Source organism: Paenarthrobacter sp. TAF1 (assembly GCF_052113825.1).
In the GTDB taxonomy this organism is placed as follows: Bacteria; Actinomycetota; Actinomycetes; order Actinomycetales; family Micrococcaceae; genus Arthrobacter; species Arthrobacter nicotinovorans.
In genome coordinates this window covers 20,030-36,877 of record NZ_JBFRDO010000024.1, presented here as the reverse complement: position 1 = coordinate 36,877, position 16,848 = coordinate 20,030, and the positions used below count along the sequence as shown (strand labels likewise).

Here is a 16,848-nt window from a genome sequence, read left to right as displayed (position 1 = left end):
GGAAACGCCCGGTCCCATTCCGAACCCGGAAGCTAAGACCCACAGCGCCGATGGTACTGCACCCGGGAGGGTGTGGGAGAGTAGGACACCGCCGGACAACCATTAACGAAGAGCCCCAACCACGGTTGGGGCTCTTCCATTTAACACACCAGCCAGGCCCCAACGGGGCTGCAGCCGGATCGCCCGCTGAAACTAGCCGGAGAAGAACTCGGACAATTCCGAGATCAGCTTGTCCGGGGCTTTGTTGGGGCCGTCGTGCCCGAAGCCGGGAAGGATGGTGTAGCTGGACCCGGACAGGACATCGTGGATCTGTCCGCAGGCAACACCGAAGTAGGCGGGGCTCTTTTCACCCACCACGATCAAGGTCTCCAGCGGCAGTGCCAGGAACGGCTCGGCGGGCATGTCGGCCGCAATGACGGCCTTGATTTCCCGGACGCCACAGGTCATGAGCTCCCGCATCTGCTTGCCGACAGGGGTGCCGGCGGCCAGCTTGTTGGCCAGCGTCAGCATCGAGAGCGGCATTCGCGCGAAAGCGCCGCCTGTCTCAACTCCCTTGATGAGGACGGCGAGGGCGCGGTCGTAGTCTCCTGCCGCCGTCGCGCGTTCATAATCGGGCGTCCAGTCGGCTTTGACGCTGTGGTTGACCGACACGGCGGGATCATAGACGGCCAGCCGCTCCACCGGGAGCGTGCGTGCTGCATGCAGCGCCACCGCACCGCCGAAGCTATGGCCGAACACGTCGGTGCTGGACGTGTGCTCCATAACCGTTTGAAGGTCCCGGATATCGGCTTCCAACGTGTAGTCCTCGGCTTGGGGCGATGAGTCGCCCCTGCCACGCCGATTGAACGTGTGGACCGGCCGGCCGAGCGCCTCACTGAGCTTCTGGGCGAAACGCGTGTAATCGGAGGCGGTCACCATGGAGGCAGGAACGACGACTACGCCGGAGCCTGCCGCTGCCAGGTCACCACCTGTGGTGAGGAGTTCGAGGTGTCCGCCGTCGTGGGTCATGATGATGTCGCGCGTCATGTCTTGAGCCTAGCCGAGCCACCCGACAGCCGGCCGCATGGCAACCCCGTATGTGGATACCGAATCAGCTCTTGAAGTACTCCGAGATATCCGAAACCAGTTCATTCACTGCCGCGGGGACTGAGCCATGGAAGCCTTTGGGGGAGACTTCCAACGTGCTCCCTGGGACGGCCCTGTTCAACCTGGCTGCGGCGACTTTGTAGAACTGCGGGCTCTTCTTGCCCACCATGAAATGGGTGTTCGACGGCAGCACAGCGAAGTCCCGGGGCGTGTCAGCGTCCTCGAAGGCGGCCTTCAGCTCGCCGACACCGGAGGGCAGGAGTTCCCGGAAGACCTTGTTCACCTTGGTGCGTGAAACCACTGCCATGAGTCCTGCCAGGATGGGCTCGGGTACTCGTGCCAAGGCTGTTCCGGGCTCCATTCCACGCCGCATCCGTGCCATCGCGCGGTTGATGTCGCCCTTGTCCACAGCGTCCGCGAAGCCGGGCAGCCAATCCAGGTCCATGCTTCCGTCGATGTTGACGGCGGCATCGTAGACAGCGAGTTTGCCGGGTTCGTGGCCGGTCCCGGCGAAGTCCTGTGCGGCATTTAGCGCGACGGATCCGCCCAGGCTGTGGCCAAGGATGTTCCGTGCACCGGTGGCGTCCATGACGGTGCGGACATCCTCTACTTCCGTCGCCATGGAGTAGTTGTCCGGCTGCCCTGTGGACTTTCCCCGGCCACGACGGTCGTAGACGTCCACGGCCCAGCCGTCACCCAGGCCCTTGGCCAAAGCGATGGAAAACGGCCGGTAGATGAGGGCCGTCAGAAACGCACCCCCGATCAGCACCACCCTGCGCTCCCCGGGCGCCTCTTCGGCGCCGTAGCTGTACAAGGCGAGCCTGCCGCCGTCGTGTGTCCTGATCCCGCGTTCCTTCACCGGAACATCTTAGGTGGCTTCTGCCTGTCCTACGGGGAGGTGGTTCCCCGAGAGGAACCGGGCCACCCGTGCGGCAAGCCGCCGTCCCGGGCGCAGCGGGCCTTCGTGGAATTGCAGCGGTACCTGCGCGAACGCGATCGCGGGCACCGCGCCGGCCAGCGCCCGGGCCGTTTCGGCGAAATATGACGGACTCCAGCCGCCGCTGAGCATGAGGGTTGGAGTCGAGATTTTTGTGAAGTCCGCAATGTGCGCGTCGGCGTCAAGGACCGCCCGCATTTCCACGACGGCGGTGGGCAGCAGGGAACGCATCTCCAGTCCCAGCCTGGTTTGGGCGGACAGCACGCTCAAAGTCCGCAGGGCCCGCATCGGAAGATAGGAAATCGGGCCGGCCGTTCCCAACCCCTGTACAAGGTGTGCCCAGGCCTGGTCCAATTGGCCCGCGGTGACTGCTTCCTCCAGCTCCGGCCGCCACCGGCTGCTCAGGTTGCCGGACAACGACACCGCGGCGTCGTAGGTGACCAACCGGTTGATGGTGGTCCGCCGTGCGGCCTGGAGCGCCACGAACCCACCGTAGCTGTGCGCTACGACGTCGGTGGATCCGCTCTTTTCCATGACTGCCTGGAGGTCCGCGATCTCAGTGTCGACGGAATAGCCCGGGGGCTGCGGTGCCGAATGGCCACGGCCGCGGCGGTTGTAGCTGTGGACCGGGCGGCCCAGCATCACGCTGAGGGTACGCGCGAACGGCCAGTACAGGGCGTCGGTCACCAGGGTGCCGTGGACAAGCACGACGCCGGCCGTTTCCGCGGGCGCTTTGGAACCGGGGATTGTGGCAGCCGACGCGGGCCTGAAGCTGTGCACCTCAAGGTGCCCGCCGCCGTCGTTCGTTTCAACTGTCCATGTCTCCACCGTCCGAGTCTATGCTTTTCACCGTCGGGCGAAGTCCGGAAATGAAGGTCCGCAATCACCGGTAAACTTAAGGACTGTGACTTCCGCAAACACCCCAGCCCTGAACACCTCCGCAGAGCCCGTCGACGCCAGCGAGCAAATGCGCATCCGCATGGAGAAGCGCGCCAAGCTGATCGAGCGGGGCACAGAGGCTTATCCGGTGGGTGTCGAACGGACCCATTCCCTCGGCGAAATCCGCGAGAAATACGGGCACCTCCAGGCCGATGAGACCACCGGAGACGTCGTAGGCATCACCGGCCGCGTGGTCTTTGTGCGCAACACCGGCAAGCTCTGCTTCGCCACCCTCCAGGAAGGCGGCGTGGACGGCAAGGGCGTGCGCGTGCAGGCCATGCTGAGCCTCGCGAACGTAGGCGAAGAAGCACTGGCCGATTGGAAGGCCCTGGTCGACCTCGGCGACCACGTATTCATCAAGGGAGAGGTCATCTCCTCCCGCCGCGGCGAGCTGTCCGTGATGGCAGATTCCTGGTCCATGGCTTCCAAGGCCCTGCGCCCGCTTCCCGTGCTGCACGCAGAGTTGAACGAAGAAACCCGCGTCCGCCAGCGCTACGTGGACCTCATGGTCCGTGACGAAGCCCGCGAGATGGTTTACAAGCGTGCCGCCATCACCCGTTCGGTCCGCGACACCCTTGACCGCCACGGATACGTGGAGGTGGAAACCCCGATCCTGCAGCTGGTCCACGGCGGCGCCACGGCCCGTCCGTTCGAAACGCATATGAATGCATTCGACCAGAAAATGACCCTCCGCATTGCCACGGAGCTTTTCCTTAAGCGCGCAGTCGTGGGCGGAATTGATCGTGTTTACGACATGGGCAGGGTCTTCCGCAACGAGGGCGTGGACTCCACCCACAGTCCGGAATTCACCACGCTTGAATGCTACGAGGCATGGGCTGACCAGTTCGTCATGGCCGATCGCATGAAGGAAATCATCCTGAATGTGGCAGATGTTGTGGGTACCCGCACCATCCAGACCGAAGCCGGGGAAATAAACCTCGACGGCGAGTGGGCCTGGCTTGCGGTATACCCCGGTATTTCCGAAGCAGTGGGCGTGGAAATTACGCCGGATACCACCGTGGAGGAGTTGTTGGCGATTGCCGCCAAGCATGACGTCAAGGTGGACCCGAAATGGGATGCCGAGAAGATCGTGGTGGAACTCTTCGGCGAAATCGTCGAGCCCACGCTCCTTAACCCGACTTTTGTCTATGACTACCCGCCGTCGGCCCAGCCCCTGGCCCGCCCGCACCGCGAGGATGGCCGCCTGATTGAGGCCTGGGACCTCATTATTGGCGGAATGGAGCGCGGTACTGCATTCTCCGAGTTGATTGACCCTGTTATCCAGCGCGAACGCCTCACGGAGCAATCCCGCAGGTCTGCCGCCGGTGATGAAGAAGCCATGCAGCTGGACGAGGACTTCCTCCGCGCACTCGAATATGGCGCGCCGCCCATGGGTGGAATCGGACTTGGCATCGACCGCCTGGTCATGTTGTTCACCGGTGCCGGAATCCGCGAAACCATTCTTTTCCCCTTGTTGAAGCCTGAAGGGCACTGATCATGGAGTACATCGCAGTCCTGGCGCCGTCCGTGGTGGTCGGTTTGATTTTCTGGTTCGCCATGAAGTCGATCTTCAACGCGGATAAATCCGAGCGCCAAGCGGAAGCCCGCGCGCAGGAGGAGGCCAATTTGAGAAATCAGGGTCCGGCTCCGGAAGGTCCAGCGGCTAAATAAGCCCGCAATTGGCTTCCGCTAACGGAGGAATCCAATTGTGCTTTGACGTGCATGCTTGCCGTGACAGATAATCAAGAAAGAAACCCGGGGAATTTCTGATTATCCAACCCTCCGAATGAGAGGCAACTCATGGCACAGAAAGTAAAAATCATCCTCGTCGATGACCTGGATGAAGGGGCCGCGGACGAAACTGTCCGCTTTGGCCTGGACGGCGTGAGCTACGAGATGGACCTGTCCACCGCTAACGCAGCTTCCCTCCGGAAGGCCCTGGAACCATACGTAGCCAAGGCCCGGAAGACTTCCGGTCGTGCAACGAGGGGCCGCGCTACTGCAGCCCGTAACCAGGATTCCGCGCAGATCCGGCAATGGGCCCGTGACAACGGTTACACGGTCAACAGCCGTGGTCGTATTCAGGCAGAAATTCAGGAAGCTTACCAAAAGGCCAATTCCTGATTCATCACTTCAATGCCCCGGCAGATGCTGCCGGGGCATTCGTTGTTTAAGCGGGGTTTGTTTAGGCTCCGGCGAGCCCATGGCTGGGAATATTCTGTGAATCCCCTGCCCGGGTGGAAAGGCTCCTTAGAGCCCATTTTTGATTCACCGCGATTCCAGGGGCCCGGGTCCGAAAACCCACAGCCCGGGTTCCGCCTGCGGGCAGGGCGGCAGGGTGTCACCGCCGGCGCTTCCGGTCAAGGCTGCCAACTGGATTTATTCCGCAACGACGTCATGTTTCCCCTGTGGCGAACACGCTCCAAAAGTGTTGCCCGGGCACGTAGCATCAAAGTACGTCGTAGCTAGGAGTGTGGCGAAATGTTTGAGAGATTTACGGACCGTGCCCGTCGCGTGGTCGTCCTTGCCCAAGAAGAGGCACGGATGCTCAACCACAATTACATTGGTACCGAGCACATCCTCTTGGGTCTGATCCACGAGGGTGAAGGCGTTGCAGCCAAGGCGCTCGAGTCCCTGAGCATTTCGCTCGATGGCGTTCGCGAGCAGGTGCAGGAGATCATCGGCCAGGGCCAGCAGGCCCCGTCCGGTCACATCCCCTTCACGCCGCGCGCCAAGAAGGTGCTTGAGCTTTCGCTCCGCGAGGCACTGCAGCTCGGCCACAACTACATCGGTACTGAGCACATCCTGCTCGGCCTCATTCGCGAAGGCGAAGGCGTTGCCGCACAGGTGCTGGTCAAGCTTGGTGCCGACCTCAACCGGGTCCGCCAGCAGGTCATCCAGCTGCTCTCCGGCTACCAGGGCAAGGAGACCGCAGGCAGCGGCTCCGGCCAGGGCCAGCCCGAAGGTACCCCCGCCGGCTCAGTGGTGCTGGACCAGTTCGGCCGCAACCTGACGCAGGCTGCCCGCGAAAACAAGCTCGATCCTGTGATCGGCCGCGAGCAGGAGATGGAACGCGTCATGCAGGTCCTCTCCCGCCGCACCAAGAACAACCCTGTGCTGATCGGTGAGCCGGGCGTCGGCAAGACCGCCGTCGTCGAAGGCCTCGCCCAGGCGATCGTCCGCGGCGATGTCCCGGAGACCATTAAGGACAAGCAGCTCTACACGCTGGACCTTGGCTCACTGGTTGCCGGCTCCCGCTACCGCGGTGACTTCGAAGAGCGCCTGAAGAAGGTCCTCAAGGAAATCCGCACCCGCGGCGACATCATCCTGTTCATCGACGAGATCCACACCCTCGTTGGTGCAGGTGCTGCCGAAGGCGCCATTGATGCTGCGTCCATCCTGAAGCCGATGCTTGCCCGTGGCGAACTCCAGACCATTGGTGCCACCACCCTGGACGAGTACCGCAAGCACATCGAGAAGGACGCCGCTCTTGAGCGCCGCTTCCAGCCGATCCAGGTCAAGGAACCCTCCGTCGCGCACGCGATCGAGATCCTCAAGGGCCTTCGCGACCGTTACGAGGCACACCACCGCGTCACGATCACCGACGGCGCCCTCGCCTCAGCCGCGCAGCTGGCCGAACGCTACATTTCGGACCGCTTCCTGCCGGACAAGGCGATCGACCTCATCGATGAAGCCGGCGCACGCCTGCGCATCCGTCGGATGACGGCTCCGCCGGAGCTCAAGGCCATGGACGAGCGCATTGCCGAAGTGAAGATGGAGAAGGAATCCGCCATCGACGCCCAGGACTTTGAGGGTGCTGCCTCACTGCGCGACAAGGAGCAGAAACTCATTGCCGAGCGCGCGGAGAAGGAACGCAACTGGAAGTCCGGCGGCATGGACGACATTTCCGAGGTTGACGAAGACCTGATTGCCGAAGTTCTTGCGAACTCCACGGGCATCCCTGTCTTCAAGCTCACCGAGGAAGAGTCCTCTCGACTGCTCAAGATGGAAGACGAACTGCACAAGCGCGTCGTCGGCCAGGACGAGGCCATCAAGGCCCTGTCGCAGGCCATCCGCCGCACCCGTGCAGGCCTGAAGGACCCCAAGCGTCCCGGTGGCTCGTTCATCTTCGCCGGCCCGACCGGCGTCGGAAAGACCGAACTCGCCAAGGCTCTTGCCGAGTTCCTGTTCGGTGAAGAGGACGCCCTCATCACGCTGGACATGTCCGAGTACTCCGAGAAGCACACGGTTTCGCGTCTCTTCGGTGCTCCTCCGGGCTACGTCGGCTACGAAGAAGGCGGCCAGCTCACCGAGAAGGTCCGCAGGCGTCCGTTCTCCGTGGTCCTGTTCGATGAAGTAGAGAAGGCCCACGCGGACCTCTTCAACTCCCTGCTGCAGATTCTGGAAGACGGCCGCTTGACCGACTCCCAGGGCCGCGTGGTGGACTTCAAGAACACCGTGATCATCATGACCACCAACCTTGGTACCCGCGACATCTCCAAGAGCGTGGCCACGGGCTTCCAGTCCGGCACGGACACCCAGACGGGCTACAACCGGATGCGTGCCCGGGTCACGGAAGAGCTCAAGCAGCACTTCCGCCCCGAGTTCCTCAACCGTGTTGACGACGTCGTGGTGTTCCCGCAGCTGACCCAGGACGAGATCATCGAGATCGTGGACCTGTTCGTCACCCGCCTGGAGCGCCGCCTCAAGGACAAGGACATGGGCATCGAACTCACGCCCGCAGCCAAGGTACTTTTGGCCACGCGTGGTTACGATCCCGCCATGGGTGCCCGACCGCTGCGCCGGACCATCCAGCGCGAGATCGAGGATCAGCTGTCCGAGAAGATCCTGTTCGGTGAGATCCACTCCGGCGACATCGTCGTGGTGGATGTGGATGGCGAAGGTGACGACGCCAAGTTCACGTTCGAAGGGAACGCCAAGCCGCGCATCCCGGAGATCGCTCCCACCGCGTAAGGCACATAGCCTCACAGCACAAGGCCCCGCCCGCTCCGCAAGGAGCAGGCGGGGCTTTGTGCAATCCGAGAAAGGAATTCATGCGCGTTTTGATGGTGGCTCCGGGCACGCGGGGTGACGTTGCCCCCATGGCCGGGCTAGGTAGCCGCTTGCAGGGCCTGGGCTTCGAGGTTGCGATTGCGGCCAACCCTGCCTATGCGCCTTTGGTGGTGGATTCGGGGTGCGAATTCAGGCTCCTGCCCGGTGACCTGGCGGCTTTGATCAGCCACCCGGCCCCGGGTGCAAAGGCCCCGGGTGCAAAGGCCCAGGGTGCAAGCGTGCTCGATTTCTGGAGAAACCTCCGGGAGTACATGGACGATGCCGCCACCGGCGCTCTCGCGGCGGCCGAGGCTGGGGCCGACGTGATTCTGGCCAATTCGGTGGCGCCCTACGCGTATGACGTTGCGGAGGCATTCGGCATTCCCGCCCTCGGGGCACACCTGCAGCCGACCGAACCAAGCGCCGCCTATCCGCCTGTGCTGATGAACTCGGCACGCAGTCTTGGTTCGCTGGGGAACAGGATCATTGGTGAGCGCGCATCCGCTGGCCCGGCGCCCTATGACGCCCCCAGCGCCCGCCTTCGAAAGGCGCTGGGGCTGAAAAAGGAAAGCCGTGCGGCCGGAGAGCGGAGGCGGAGGAAGGCGTCGGCCACTGTCCTGCACGGCGTCAGCCCGACCGTTCTCCCGAGGCCCGCCGATTGGCATTCCGGCTTGGTGATGGCCGGGTATTGGTGGCCCGCCGTCAAACAGGATTGGCAACCGCCTGCTGGCCTGGTGGATTTCCTGGCCGACGGTCCGCCGCCTGTTTTCGTGGGCTTTGGCAGCAGTGCACGCATTGACCCGGAGTTCATCCTCGAAGCCACGCGCCGCGCCGGGGTGAGGGCTGTGGTGCAGGGTGTGGAGGGTTCCCTGGGTCCGGACGCGATCGGCATCGGAAGTGTTCCGCATGAGTGGTTGTTCCCGCGCATGGCTGCCGTGGTTCATCACGCAGGGGCGGGAACCACCGCCGCCGGCTTGCGTGCCGGTATGCCGACCGTGGGCGTGCCCGTTTACACGGACCAGCCTCTCTGGGCTTCCCGGGTGGCCGCCCTCGGTGCCGGACCCGGGCCAATCCCGTACAAGAAGCTCACTGCAGAACGGCTCGGAGAGGCCATCAATCAAGCCGTGAACACCCCGTCGTATGCACAGCGGGCGGAGGAACTCGCGGCGCGCATAGCTACCGAAGATGGAACCGTCGCAGTAGTCGAGGCTTTGCGGCGCCTCTGAGACCTTGGGGAATATCTGAAAGTACTGTTTCACTCTGAGTGAAAACATGTGTGATCAGGAGCACATTTCGTGTTGAATCAGAGCATGGACTCTGCTGACACTCATGCCTCGGGCGAACAGCCCGAAACACCGTTCCACGATCTGGACCACTACCTCTCCATTCCACGGGTTGCCGGCCTCACCCTAAGCCCGGACGGCAAGCGCCTTGTCACCACCGTGACGACGCTGAACGGCAAGGCGACAGAATTCGCTACGGCCCTCTGGGAGCTCGACCCCAGCGGCCGGAACCACGCACGCCGCATCACCCGAAGCGCCAAAGGTGAGGCCGGCGCCGTCTTCGCCGCCAATGGCGACCTGTACTTCACCTCGGCGCGCCCGGATCCGGAAAGCCCGGACGCCGACCCCGTCAACGCACTATGGCTGCTCCCCGCGGACGGAGGAGAAGCCCGCGTGGTGCACTCCCGGGCCGGCGGGATCAGTTCCGTCATGGCCGCGAAGGACGCAGACGCGACCTTCGTCAATGCCGAGGTCCTGGCCGGTTCCACGGACGAGGACAACGACGAAGAACGCCGCAAGGCCCGCAAGGATAAAAAAGTTTCCGCCATTCTGCACACGGGCTACCCCGTACGCTACTGGGATGCCGACCTCGGTCCCGCAGAGCCGCGGCTCTTCGCCGTGGAGCCGGGCGAAGCGAAGGAGCCCGGCAAACCTTCCACCGTGGATGCCAGCGCGCCGCTCACGCTTCGCAACTTGACGCCCGGTGTCGGCGGTTCGCTGCGCGAGGCCAAAACCGTGGTGAGTCCCGACGGCAAGACCATCTACACAAGCATGACCAAAGCGCTTGCGAAAGCAGACAGCCGCGAGGTGCTCGCCGCCGTCGACGTCGCCACGGGCGCCATCAAGGTGCTGCTGGACCATGAGGGCATGAGCTACTTCCCTGGGCCGGTCGGCCCGGACAACCGCACGCTGGTGGTGGAGAGCGAAAGCGACACGACGCCCACGCAGGCGCCCCAGGTAAAGCTTCACCTGCTGAACGTTGCGGGCGGAGAAACCACTGATCTGGAGCCCCTCGCCCACCAGTGGGACCGATGGGCAACTGCGCTCGCCTGGCTGCCGGACGGCTCTGCCATCCTTGCCAAAGCGGACGACGACGGCGCGTCGCCGATTTTCAGGATCAACGTCGCCGACGGTGGCGTTACCCAGGTGACGAAGGACGGTGCGGCGTACACCGACGTCGTGGTTTCACCCGACGGAACCACAGCGTATGCGTTGCGCAGCTCGTACGGGTTCCCGCCCGAGGCCGTGCGGATCGACCTCGCCACCGGAGAAGTGGTCCGGCTGCCGGCGCCGGCGGAACGTCCCGCCTACAAGGGCAGGCTGGAGCGCGTGGAGACGACGGCGGAAGACGGCTCACGCGTGCCCGCGTATCTGGCGCTCCCGGACAAGGCCTCCGCAGACAGCCCCGCACCGCTGCTCCTGTGGATCCATGGTGGCCCCCTGGGCTCGTGGAACGCCTGGACCTGGCGCTGGAACCCGTGGCTGTTGGTTGCCAAGGGCTACGCCGTCCTGCTGCCGGATCCCGCCCTGTCCACGGGCTACGGGCAGGAATTCATCCAGCGCGGCTGGGGTGAATGGGGAAAGAAGCCCTTCACGGACCTGATGGCCATCACTGACGCAGTGGTGGCCAGGCAGGACATTGACGAAACAAGGACTGCGGCCATGGGCGGCTCGTTCGGCGGCTACATGGCCAACTGGGTGGCCGGCCAGACGGATCGGTTCAAGGCGATCATCACCCACGCCAGCCTGTGGGCGCTGGACCAGTTCGGTCCCACCACTGATGCGGCCCAGTACTGGCTGAAGGAAATGACCGTGGAGATGGCCATGGCCAATTCCCCGCACCTGAACGTGGGCAACATCAAAACGCCCATGCTGGTGATCCATGGAGACAAGGATTACCGGGTGCCGATCGGTGAAGGCCTGCGTCTTTGGTACGAGCTCCTATCCTCCTCGCAGCTGCCCGCTGATGAGAATGGCCAGAGCCCGCACCGCTTCCTGTACTTCCCGGACGAAAACCACTGGGTGCTGCAACCGCAGCACGCGAAGGTCTGGTACGGCGTGGTGGAACACTTCCTGGCCAAGCAGGTGCTGGGTGAGGACGTTGCGCTGCCGGAGGAGCTGGGGGTCTGATGCAGGCCGGCAGCTTGGCGGATCAGCTTCCGCACAACCGCCGGATGCCGGGGGCATAGGCGTCGGGAATCTCCAGTATTCCGCCGTGCTGCCAGATGCGCTTGCGGCCGTGGCCTGGCGTTGGATGAACTTTGCGGACTGGAAGCCGATTCCGTGCGCAAGAGGATTGCTGTCGTACCAACTCTTAGGCCAATAAGTCTTGGCGCAGGACCGCGGCGCCCGCGTTTGTGGTCACGAAGCCCCCACTTCCGCGCACCTCGTTAGGATGGGGGAGTGAATTCGTCCTTCAGCCTTCGCCCTGCCCGCACCAGCGATGTGGCAGCCATCAAGAGGTTGGTGGCACCCTTGGCCGAGGAGCGGATCCTGATGGCCAAGGAGACTGTGGCTTACTACGAGAGTCTCCAGGAATTCCGGATTGCCGAGTCCGATGCCGGCGAGGTCATCGGCTGCGGAGCCCTGCACGTGATGTGGGAGGATCTGGCAGAGATCCGCACTCTGGCCGCAGCTGACTCCTGGCGTGGCCGTGGCGTGGGGCATGTGCTGGTGGAGAACCTGCTGGAAGAGGCGAAGGCGCTGGGTGTCAGCCGGGTGTTCTGCCTGACCTTTGAAGTGGACTTCTTCAAGCGCCATGGATTCGAAGTCATGGCGGACCAGTCGGCCGTTGACCCGCAGGTCTACTCCGAGCTGCTGCGCTCGCATGACGAAGGTGTGGCAGAATTCCTGGACCTCGCCCGGGTCAAGCCCAATACCCTGGGTAACACCCGCATGATCAAGCAGCTTTAGGGCGTACGCGGCACTTCCCGAAAAAATCCAGGCGAAAAGATCCACAAAAAATCCACGCAACTTGGCGTGCAATCAACCCTGCCCGATTATGGGTGATTTATTAACTCTTCTCATATATCCAGTTGATGGATAAACTGGTCAAGGCTTGCTGGGGAAGCTTCCACCACTCGGTCAATTTGAGAGAAGATCATGCAGTCCCACGCGTCCTTTTCAGATGTTTCAGAACTCCAACTCAGCGTGCGCGGTCCAGTGTTCACGCCTGCCGATCCCGGCTTCGCCGCAGAAGTAGCGGCCTTTAATTTGTCCACCCAGCACCAACCGGATCTTGCCTTCGGCGCCCTCGACGCAGAGGACGTTGCGGCGGCGGTCCGTTGGGCTGCAGAACGCAGAATGCCCGTTTCCGTACAGTCCACCGGGCACGGCGCAACCAATGCCATTGAAGGCGGGCTGCTGATCAGCACCCGCCGCATGCTGGAACTCAGCATCGATCCCATCGAGAAGACGGCCCGCGTGGGTGCGGGCGTCCGCTGGAGGGCGGTGGTGGACCACGCCGCGACCTTCGGATTGATGGGACTCTGCGGTTCCACCACCGACGTCGGCGTGGTGGGTTACACGCTGGGCGGTGGCTTGCCGATCCTCGGCCGCAAGTACGGTTTCGCCTCGGACCACGTCATTGCCTTTGAGCTCGTCACCGCCGATGGCACCCAGCGCAGGGTGACCAAGGACGAGAACTCCGAACTCTTCTACCTCTTGCGCGGAGGCAAAGGGAATCTCGGGATCGTCACTGCCATGGAATTCCATTTGTTCCCAAGTTCGGACCTCTTTGCCGGCGGCCTCTACTACGACGGCGCCCATGCAGCCGCTGTCTTGCAGCAGTTCAGCGAATGGGTGCCGGAGCTGCCACCGGAAGCATCGGCGTCGTTGGCGTTCCTGCGGCTGCCGGATATGGACATCGTCCCCGAGCCCCTGCGCGGCAAGTTCGTCGTGCACCTTCGCTACGCCTACCAAGGCGATGCCGCTGTGGCCACGCAGCTCCTGGAGCCAATGCGCAAGAGCGCTCCGTTCATGATGGACGGAACGGGCCCCCTGGAATCCACCCAAATGGACATGGTCCATCAGGATCCGGAGCAGCCAGTGCCCGTGCGGGAACGGGGCTTCCTGCTGGACCGACTGGACCAGGGCGCCAAGGATGCCATCCTGCGGCACTTCGGTCCCGACGTCCCAAGTCCCGTGCTGATGGCCGAAATCCGGCTCCTGGGTGGGGCTTTGGCTGTCTGCGCTGACGGGGAAGACATGGTGGGAGCCCGCGACGCCGCGTTCAGTTTCTTCATGGCGGGCATGGCTGTCCCTCCTGTGGCGGAGCTGCTTCCGGGCGTGTTCGACGCCGTTCGCGAGGACCTGCGCGACGCCTCCAGCGGCGGGACGTTCGTCAACCTGCACGGACACTTCGTGGACGCCGAGGACAGGGAGCGTCCGTGGGGACCAAGCGTCCGTGAGCGCCTCCGCAAGGCCAAGGCCGAATTGGATCCGCACAACATGTTCAGCTTTGGGCACGTCGTAGGGCTGCCGGTCATCGACCAGACCGTCCTGCTGGAAGACGTTGCCACCGGCGGCGACGCCGTTCTGAACAGCTGAAGGGGATGCGGACAATGGACCATAGGGTCACGTTCCCGGATTTCTCCGCCTTCCAGATCGACCTCCCCCACGGGCCGTGGCCGCATGAAGTCCACTGGACCGGCGACAGGAATTCGGACCCGGACCTCTACTCGGCGTTCTGGCCCGAGTTCAATCCCAGGCCGGAGGCGGACGGAGTGACGGCTCCGCCCACCAAGGACTAGGGGCTCGTCATCGACAGCGGCAGGGACAGCTATCAGGGCTGTTCCTGCCGCTATTTAAGTACTGTTTCCCACCCGGTAAGGCCTACCGGGGCCCCGGTTGCCGGTAGTAGGGTCAGATCACCAGCCACAGCACGCCAGGAGCATCCAATGAAAAAGCTCATCAATGATCCACGCGCCGTGGTGGACGAGTCCGTTGACGGGTTCGGCATGGCGCATGCCGACATCGTGGACGTCCACCCCGACCCCAAGTTCGTCGTCCGGAAAGGTGCACCGGTTGCGGGCAAAGTTGCCCTCGTCTCCGGCGGTGGCAGCGGCCACGAGCCCCTCCACGCAGGCTTCGTCGGACTCGGCATGCTCGACGCCGCTGTCCCCGGCGCTGTCTTCACCTCACCAACACCGGACCAGATCATTCCGGCGACTGTCGCCGTCGACTCGGGTGCCGGCGTCGTGCATATCGTGAAGAACTACACCGGCGACGTCCTGAACTTTGAAACCGCAGCCGAAATGGCCCAGGCCGAAGGTGTGCGCGTCCGGTCGGTGCTGGTCAACGATGACGTTGCCGTGGAGGACTCGCTGTACACGGCCGGGCGCCGCGGTGTTGGCGGGACCGTCCTGGTGGAGAAGATCGCGGGAGCTTCCGCGCAACGCGGAGACGACCTCGACGCCGTGACGGCCATCGCCGAGAGGGTAGTTGCCAACGTCCGTACCATGGGCGTCGCCCTGTCCGGTTGCACGGTGCCCCACGCGGGAACGCCGAGCTTCGAACTGGCCGATGACGAGATCGAGATCGGCATCGGCATCCACGGGGAGCCCGGCCGCCACAGGATCGCCATGGAAAGCGCCGACGCCATTACGGACCGCTTGCTTGAACCTGTGTTGGAGGACCTTTCCCTGGCCTCCGGCGACAAGGTGTTGTTGTTCGTCAACGGCATGGGCGGGACGCCGCTGAGTGAGTTGTACATCGTCTACCGGCGGGCGGCGCACGTCCTCGCCGAGCGTGGTGCCACCGTGGAGCGCTCCTTGGTGGGCAACTATGTGACGTCCCTGGAAATGCAGGGCTGTTCCGTCTCGGTGCTGCGCCTTGACGATGAAATGACCAGGCTCTGGGACGCCCCTGTTCACACCGCCGCCCTGCGATGGGGAGCCTGAGCATGGGCCTTGACGTCAAATGGGCGCAGGAATGGTTGAGGCTGTCTGCCAAGGCGATGGCGGAGCACAGGGTGGAGCTCATTGAGCTGGACCGGGCAATCGGCGATTCGGATCATGGGGAGAACATGGACCGCGGCTTCCAGGCCGTGCTGCAGAAGCTCGATGAAAGCCCGCCAGAAACCGCCGGAGCTGCGTTGAAGGCTGCGGCCATGGCTCTCATGTCCAAGGTGGGCGGTGCTGCCGGCCCGCTCTATGGCACCGCGTACCTGCGTGCGGCAACCTCCCTGGGTGAGGCCACCGACGTCGATCCCGACGCGCTCGCAGCGGCCCTCATCGCTGCGCGGGATGGCATCGTGGCACGCGGCAAGGCAGAAGTTGGCGACAAGACAATGATCGATGCCTGGACTCCTGCCGTGGAGGCAGCAAGTAAGGCTGCGGCCAGCGGCCTGGAAGCATTGGCTGTGCTGGAAGCTGCCGCGGACGCAGCGGAGGCCGGGGCCAAGGCAACGGACCCTCTGGTGGCGCGTAAAGGCCGGGCAAGCTACCTGGGCGACCGCAGTGCCGGTCATCGTGATCCCGGCGCGGCGTCAACCGCGCTGCTGCTGCGGGCAGCCGCTGAAGCAGCGGCCGGTCCAGTCGACGGCGCGGGAGCAGGCGACGGATGACGGTTGGGATCGTGGTTGTTTCGCACAGCAGCAAGATCGCTGAAGGGGCCGTTGAACTCGCCGCCCAGATGGCGCCCGACGTCGAGCTCGCCGCCGCCGGGGGCACTGACGACGACCGGATAGGGACCAGCCTGGAGAAGGTGCTGGCCGCCGTCGAACAGTCCCTGGTGGATTCCGGTGGTGACGGTGTGGTGGTGCTGACGGACCTCGGTTCGGCGGTAATGACGGCTGAGTCGGCAACGGAGTTCGCCAGCAATCCGGACGCCGTCCAGCTGGCGGATGCGCCGCTGGTGGAAGGGCTCGTGGCGGCTGCAGTCGCTGCGCAAGGAGGTGCCGGCGTCGACGATGTGCGCAAGGCCGCCGAGGCGGTCAGCTTCGGCGGCGGGGCTGGGCCGGACCGGCGCGACGGGCCGGCCGAAGCCAGCGGCCTGGGCGACCCGGATGCAAGCGGCGACTTCGAACTCATCAACCCCTTGGGAATGCATGCGCGTCCGGCGGCAAAGATTGCAGGCGGACTATCCGGGCTGGACGCCGAAGTGACGGTGAACGGCGCTGACGGCATGTCCATCATGGCGCTCATGGCGCTCGCCGCGGGGCAGGGCTCCAGCCTCCACGTAGAAGCCCGGGGGAAGGATGCTTCGAAGGCGGTCGAGTACGTGGGCCGCCTGGTGAAAGAGGGCTTCGGTGAGCTTTAATTTGCGCGGATTTTCCGCCAAATATTGCTAAGTATGCTGATTAGTGATGTTGTAGAGGTACAAGGTTCCTACGACGAAAGAGGTGCGACATGGGTGCAGACGACAAGATGGAAAATGCCGGCGAGAAGCTCGGCGGCAAGGCCAAGGAAGCTGCCGGCAAGCTGACTGACGACAAGGGCCTCGAAGCTGAAGGCAAAGGTGACCAGGTCAAGGCAGACCTCAAGGGTGCCGGCGAAAAGGTGAAAGACGCCTTCAAGAAGGACTAGGAATGTGGACGGGGCCGCTGCTGTT

Annotated in this window: 16 protein-coding genes and 1 rRNA gene; 14 read left to right on the top strand and 3 right to left on the bottom strand. The window is 63.8% G+C overall.

The genetic code is table 11. From position 1 onward, the window contains the following. Positions 1–97, top strand: a 5S ribosomal RNA gene (gene rrf, locus AB4Y81_RS19850); the annotation flags it as partial. A 95-nt stretch (positions 98–192) separates the two neighbouring features. Here the strand turns inward: rrf and AB4Y81_RS19845 are convergent. From AB4Y81_RS19845 to AB4Y81_RS19835, 3 genes are all read right to left on the bottom strand, one after another. Continuing rightward, positions 193–1,026, bottom strand: coding sequence for an alpha/beta fold hydrolase (locus tag AB4Y81_RS19845; RefSeq protein ID WP_018780095.1), 834 nt, complete (start codon positions 1,024–1,026; stop codon positions 193–195). Positions 1,027–1,090: 64 nt separating this feature from the next. Beyond that, complete coding sequence (locus AB4Y81_RS19840) at positions 1,091–1,945, bottom strand: alpha/beta fold hydrolase (RefSeq protein ID WP_039239168.1); 855 nt, start codon at positions 1,943–1,945, stop codon at positions 1,091–1,093. A 9-nt stretch (positions 1,946–1,954) separates the two neighbouring features. Beyond that, positions 1,955–2,851: an alpha/beta fold hydrolase gene (locus tag AB4Y81_RS19835; protein WP_039239169.1), complete on the bottom strand. Its 897-nt coding sequence runs from the start codon at positions 2,849–2,851 to the stop codon at positions 1,955–1,957. A gap of 76 nt (positions 2,852–2,927) precedes the next feature. Here AB4Y81_RS19835 and lysS point away from each other — a divergent pair, with 76 nt between their 5' ends. The 13 genes from lysS to AB4Y81_RS19770 all read left to right on the top strand — a co-directional run bounded on the left by lysS (position 2,928) and on the right by AB4Y81_RS19770 (position 16,823). Next, complete coding sequence (gene lysS, locus AB4Y81_RS19830) at positions 2,928–4,457, top strand: lysine--tRNA ligase (protein ID WP_039239172.1); 1,530 nt, start codon at positions 2,928–2,930, stop codon at positions 4,455–4,457. Between the two features lie 2 nt (positions 4,458–4,459). Continuing rightward, a complete protein-coding gene (locus AB4Y81_RS19825; RefSeq protein WP_018780099.1) occupies positions 4,460–4,633 on the top strand; it encodes a hypothetical protein in 174 nt (57 codons plus the stop codon). 129 nt (positions 4,634–4,762) lie between these two features. Further along, positions 4,763–5,086, top strand: coding sequence for a histone-like nucleoid-structuring protein Lsr2 (locus AB4Y81_RS19820; protein ID WP_018780100.1), 324 nt, complete (start codon positions 4,763–4,765; stop codon positions 5,084–5,086). A 357-nt stretch (positions 5,087–5,443) separates the two neighbouring features. Continuing rightward, positions 5,444–7,936: an ATP-dependent Clp protease ATP-binding subunit gene (locus AB4Y81_RS19815; RefSeq protein WP_018780101.1), complete on the top strand. Its 2,493-nt coding sequence runs from the start codon at positions 5,444–5,446 to the stop codon at positions 7,934–7,936. 80 nt (positions 7,937–8,016) lie between these two features. After that, positions 8,017–9,240: a glycosyltransferase gene (locus AB4Y81_RS19810; RefSeq protein WP_441996652.1), complete on the top strand. Its 1,224-nt coding sequence runs from the start codon at positions 8,017–8,019 to the stop codon at positions 9,238–9,240. 84 nt (positions 9,241–9,324) lie between these two features. Beyond that, positions 9,325–11,427, top strand: a complete 2,103-nt coding sequence (locus tag AB4Y81_RS19805) for a S9 family peptidase (RefSeq protein WP_441996657.1) — start codon at positions 9,325–9,327, stop codon at positions 11,425–11,427. 273 nt (positions 11,428–11,700) lie between these two features. Further along, on the top strand, positions 11,701–12,210 hold the full coding sequence (locus AB4Y81_RS19800) for an amino-acid N-acetyltransferase (RefSeq protein ID WP_018780104.1): 510 nt from the start codon (positions 11,701–11,703) through the stop codon (positions 12,208–12,210). A 189-nt stretch (positions 12,211–12,399) separates the two neighbouring features. Next, positions 12,400–13,845, top strand: coding sequence for an FAD-binding oxidoreductase (locus AB4Y81_RS19795; RefSeq protein WP_193590662.1), 1,446 nt, complete (start codon positions 12,400–12,402; stop codon positions 13,843–13,845). 14 nt (positions 13,846–13,859) lie between these two features. Next, positions 13,860–14,048 (top strand): hypothetical protein, encoded by a 189-nt coding sequence (locus AB4Y81_RS19790; RefSeq protein ID WP_018780106.1) that lies wholly within the window; start codon positions 13,860–13,862, stop codon positions 14,046–14,048. 147 nt (positions 14,049–14,195) lie between these two features. After that, positions 14,196–15,197, top strand: coding sequence for a dihydroxyacetone kinase subunit DhaK (gene dhaK / locus AB4Y81_RS19785; protein ID WP_018780107.1), 1,002 nt, complete (start codon positions 14,196–14,198; stop codon positions 15,195–15,197). A 2-nt stretch (positions 15,198–15,199) separates the two neighbouring features. Beyond that, the gene (gene dhaL / locus AB4Y81_RS19780) at positions 15,200–15,862 is read left to right on the top strand and encodes a dihydroxyacetone kinase subunit DhaL (protein WP_441996649.1); all 663 of its coding nucleotides are present in this window, start codon (positions 15,200–15,202) and stop codon (positions 15,860–15,862) included. Beyond that, positions 15,859–16,557, top strand: coding sequence for a dihydroxyacetone kinase phosphoryl donor subunit DhaM (gene dhaM, locus AB4Y81_RS19775; RefSeq protein ID WP_441996647.1), 699 nt, complete (start codon positions 15,859–15,861; stop codon positions 16,555–16,557). The genes dhaL and dhaM overlap by 4 nt, the downstream gene beginning before the upstream one ends. An 89-nt stretch (positions 16,558–16,646) precedes the next feature. After that, a complete protein-coding gene (locus AB4Y81_RS19770; RefSeq protein ID WP_018780110.1) occupies positions 16,647–16,823 on the top strand; it encodes a CsbD family protein in 177 nt (58 codons plus the stop codon). Positions 16,824–16,848: the final 25 nt, after the last annotated feature.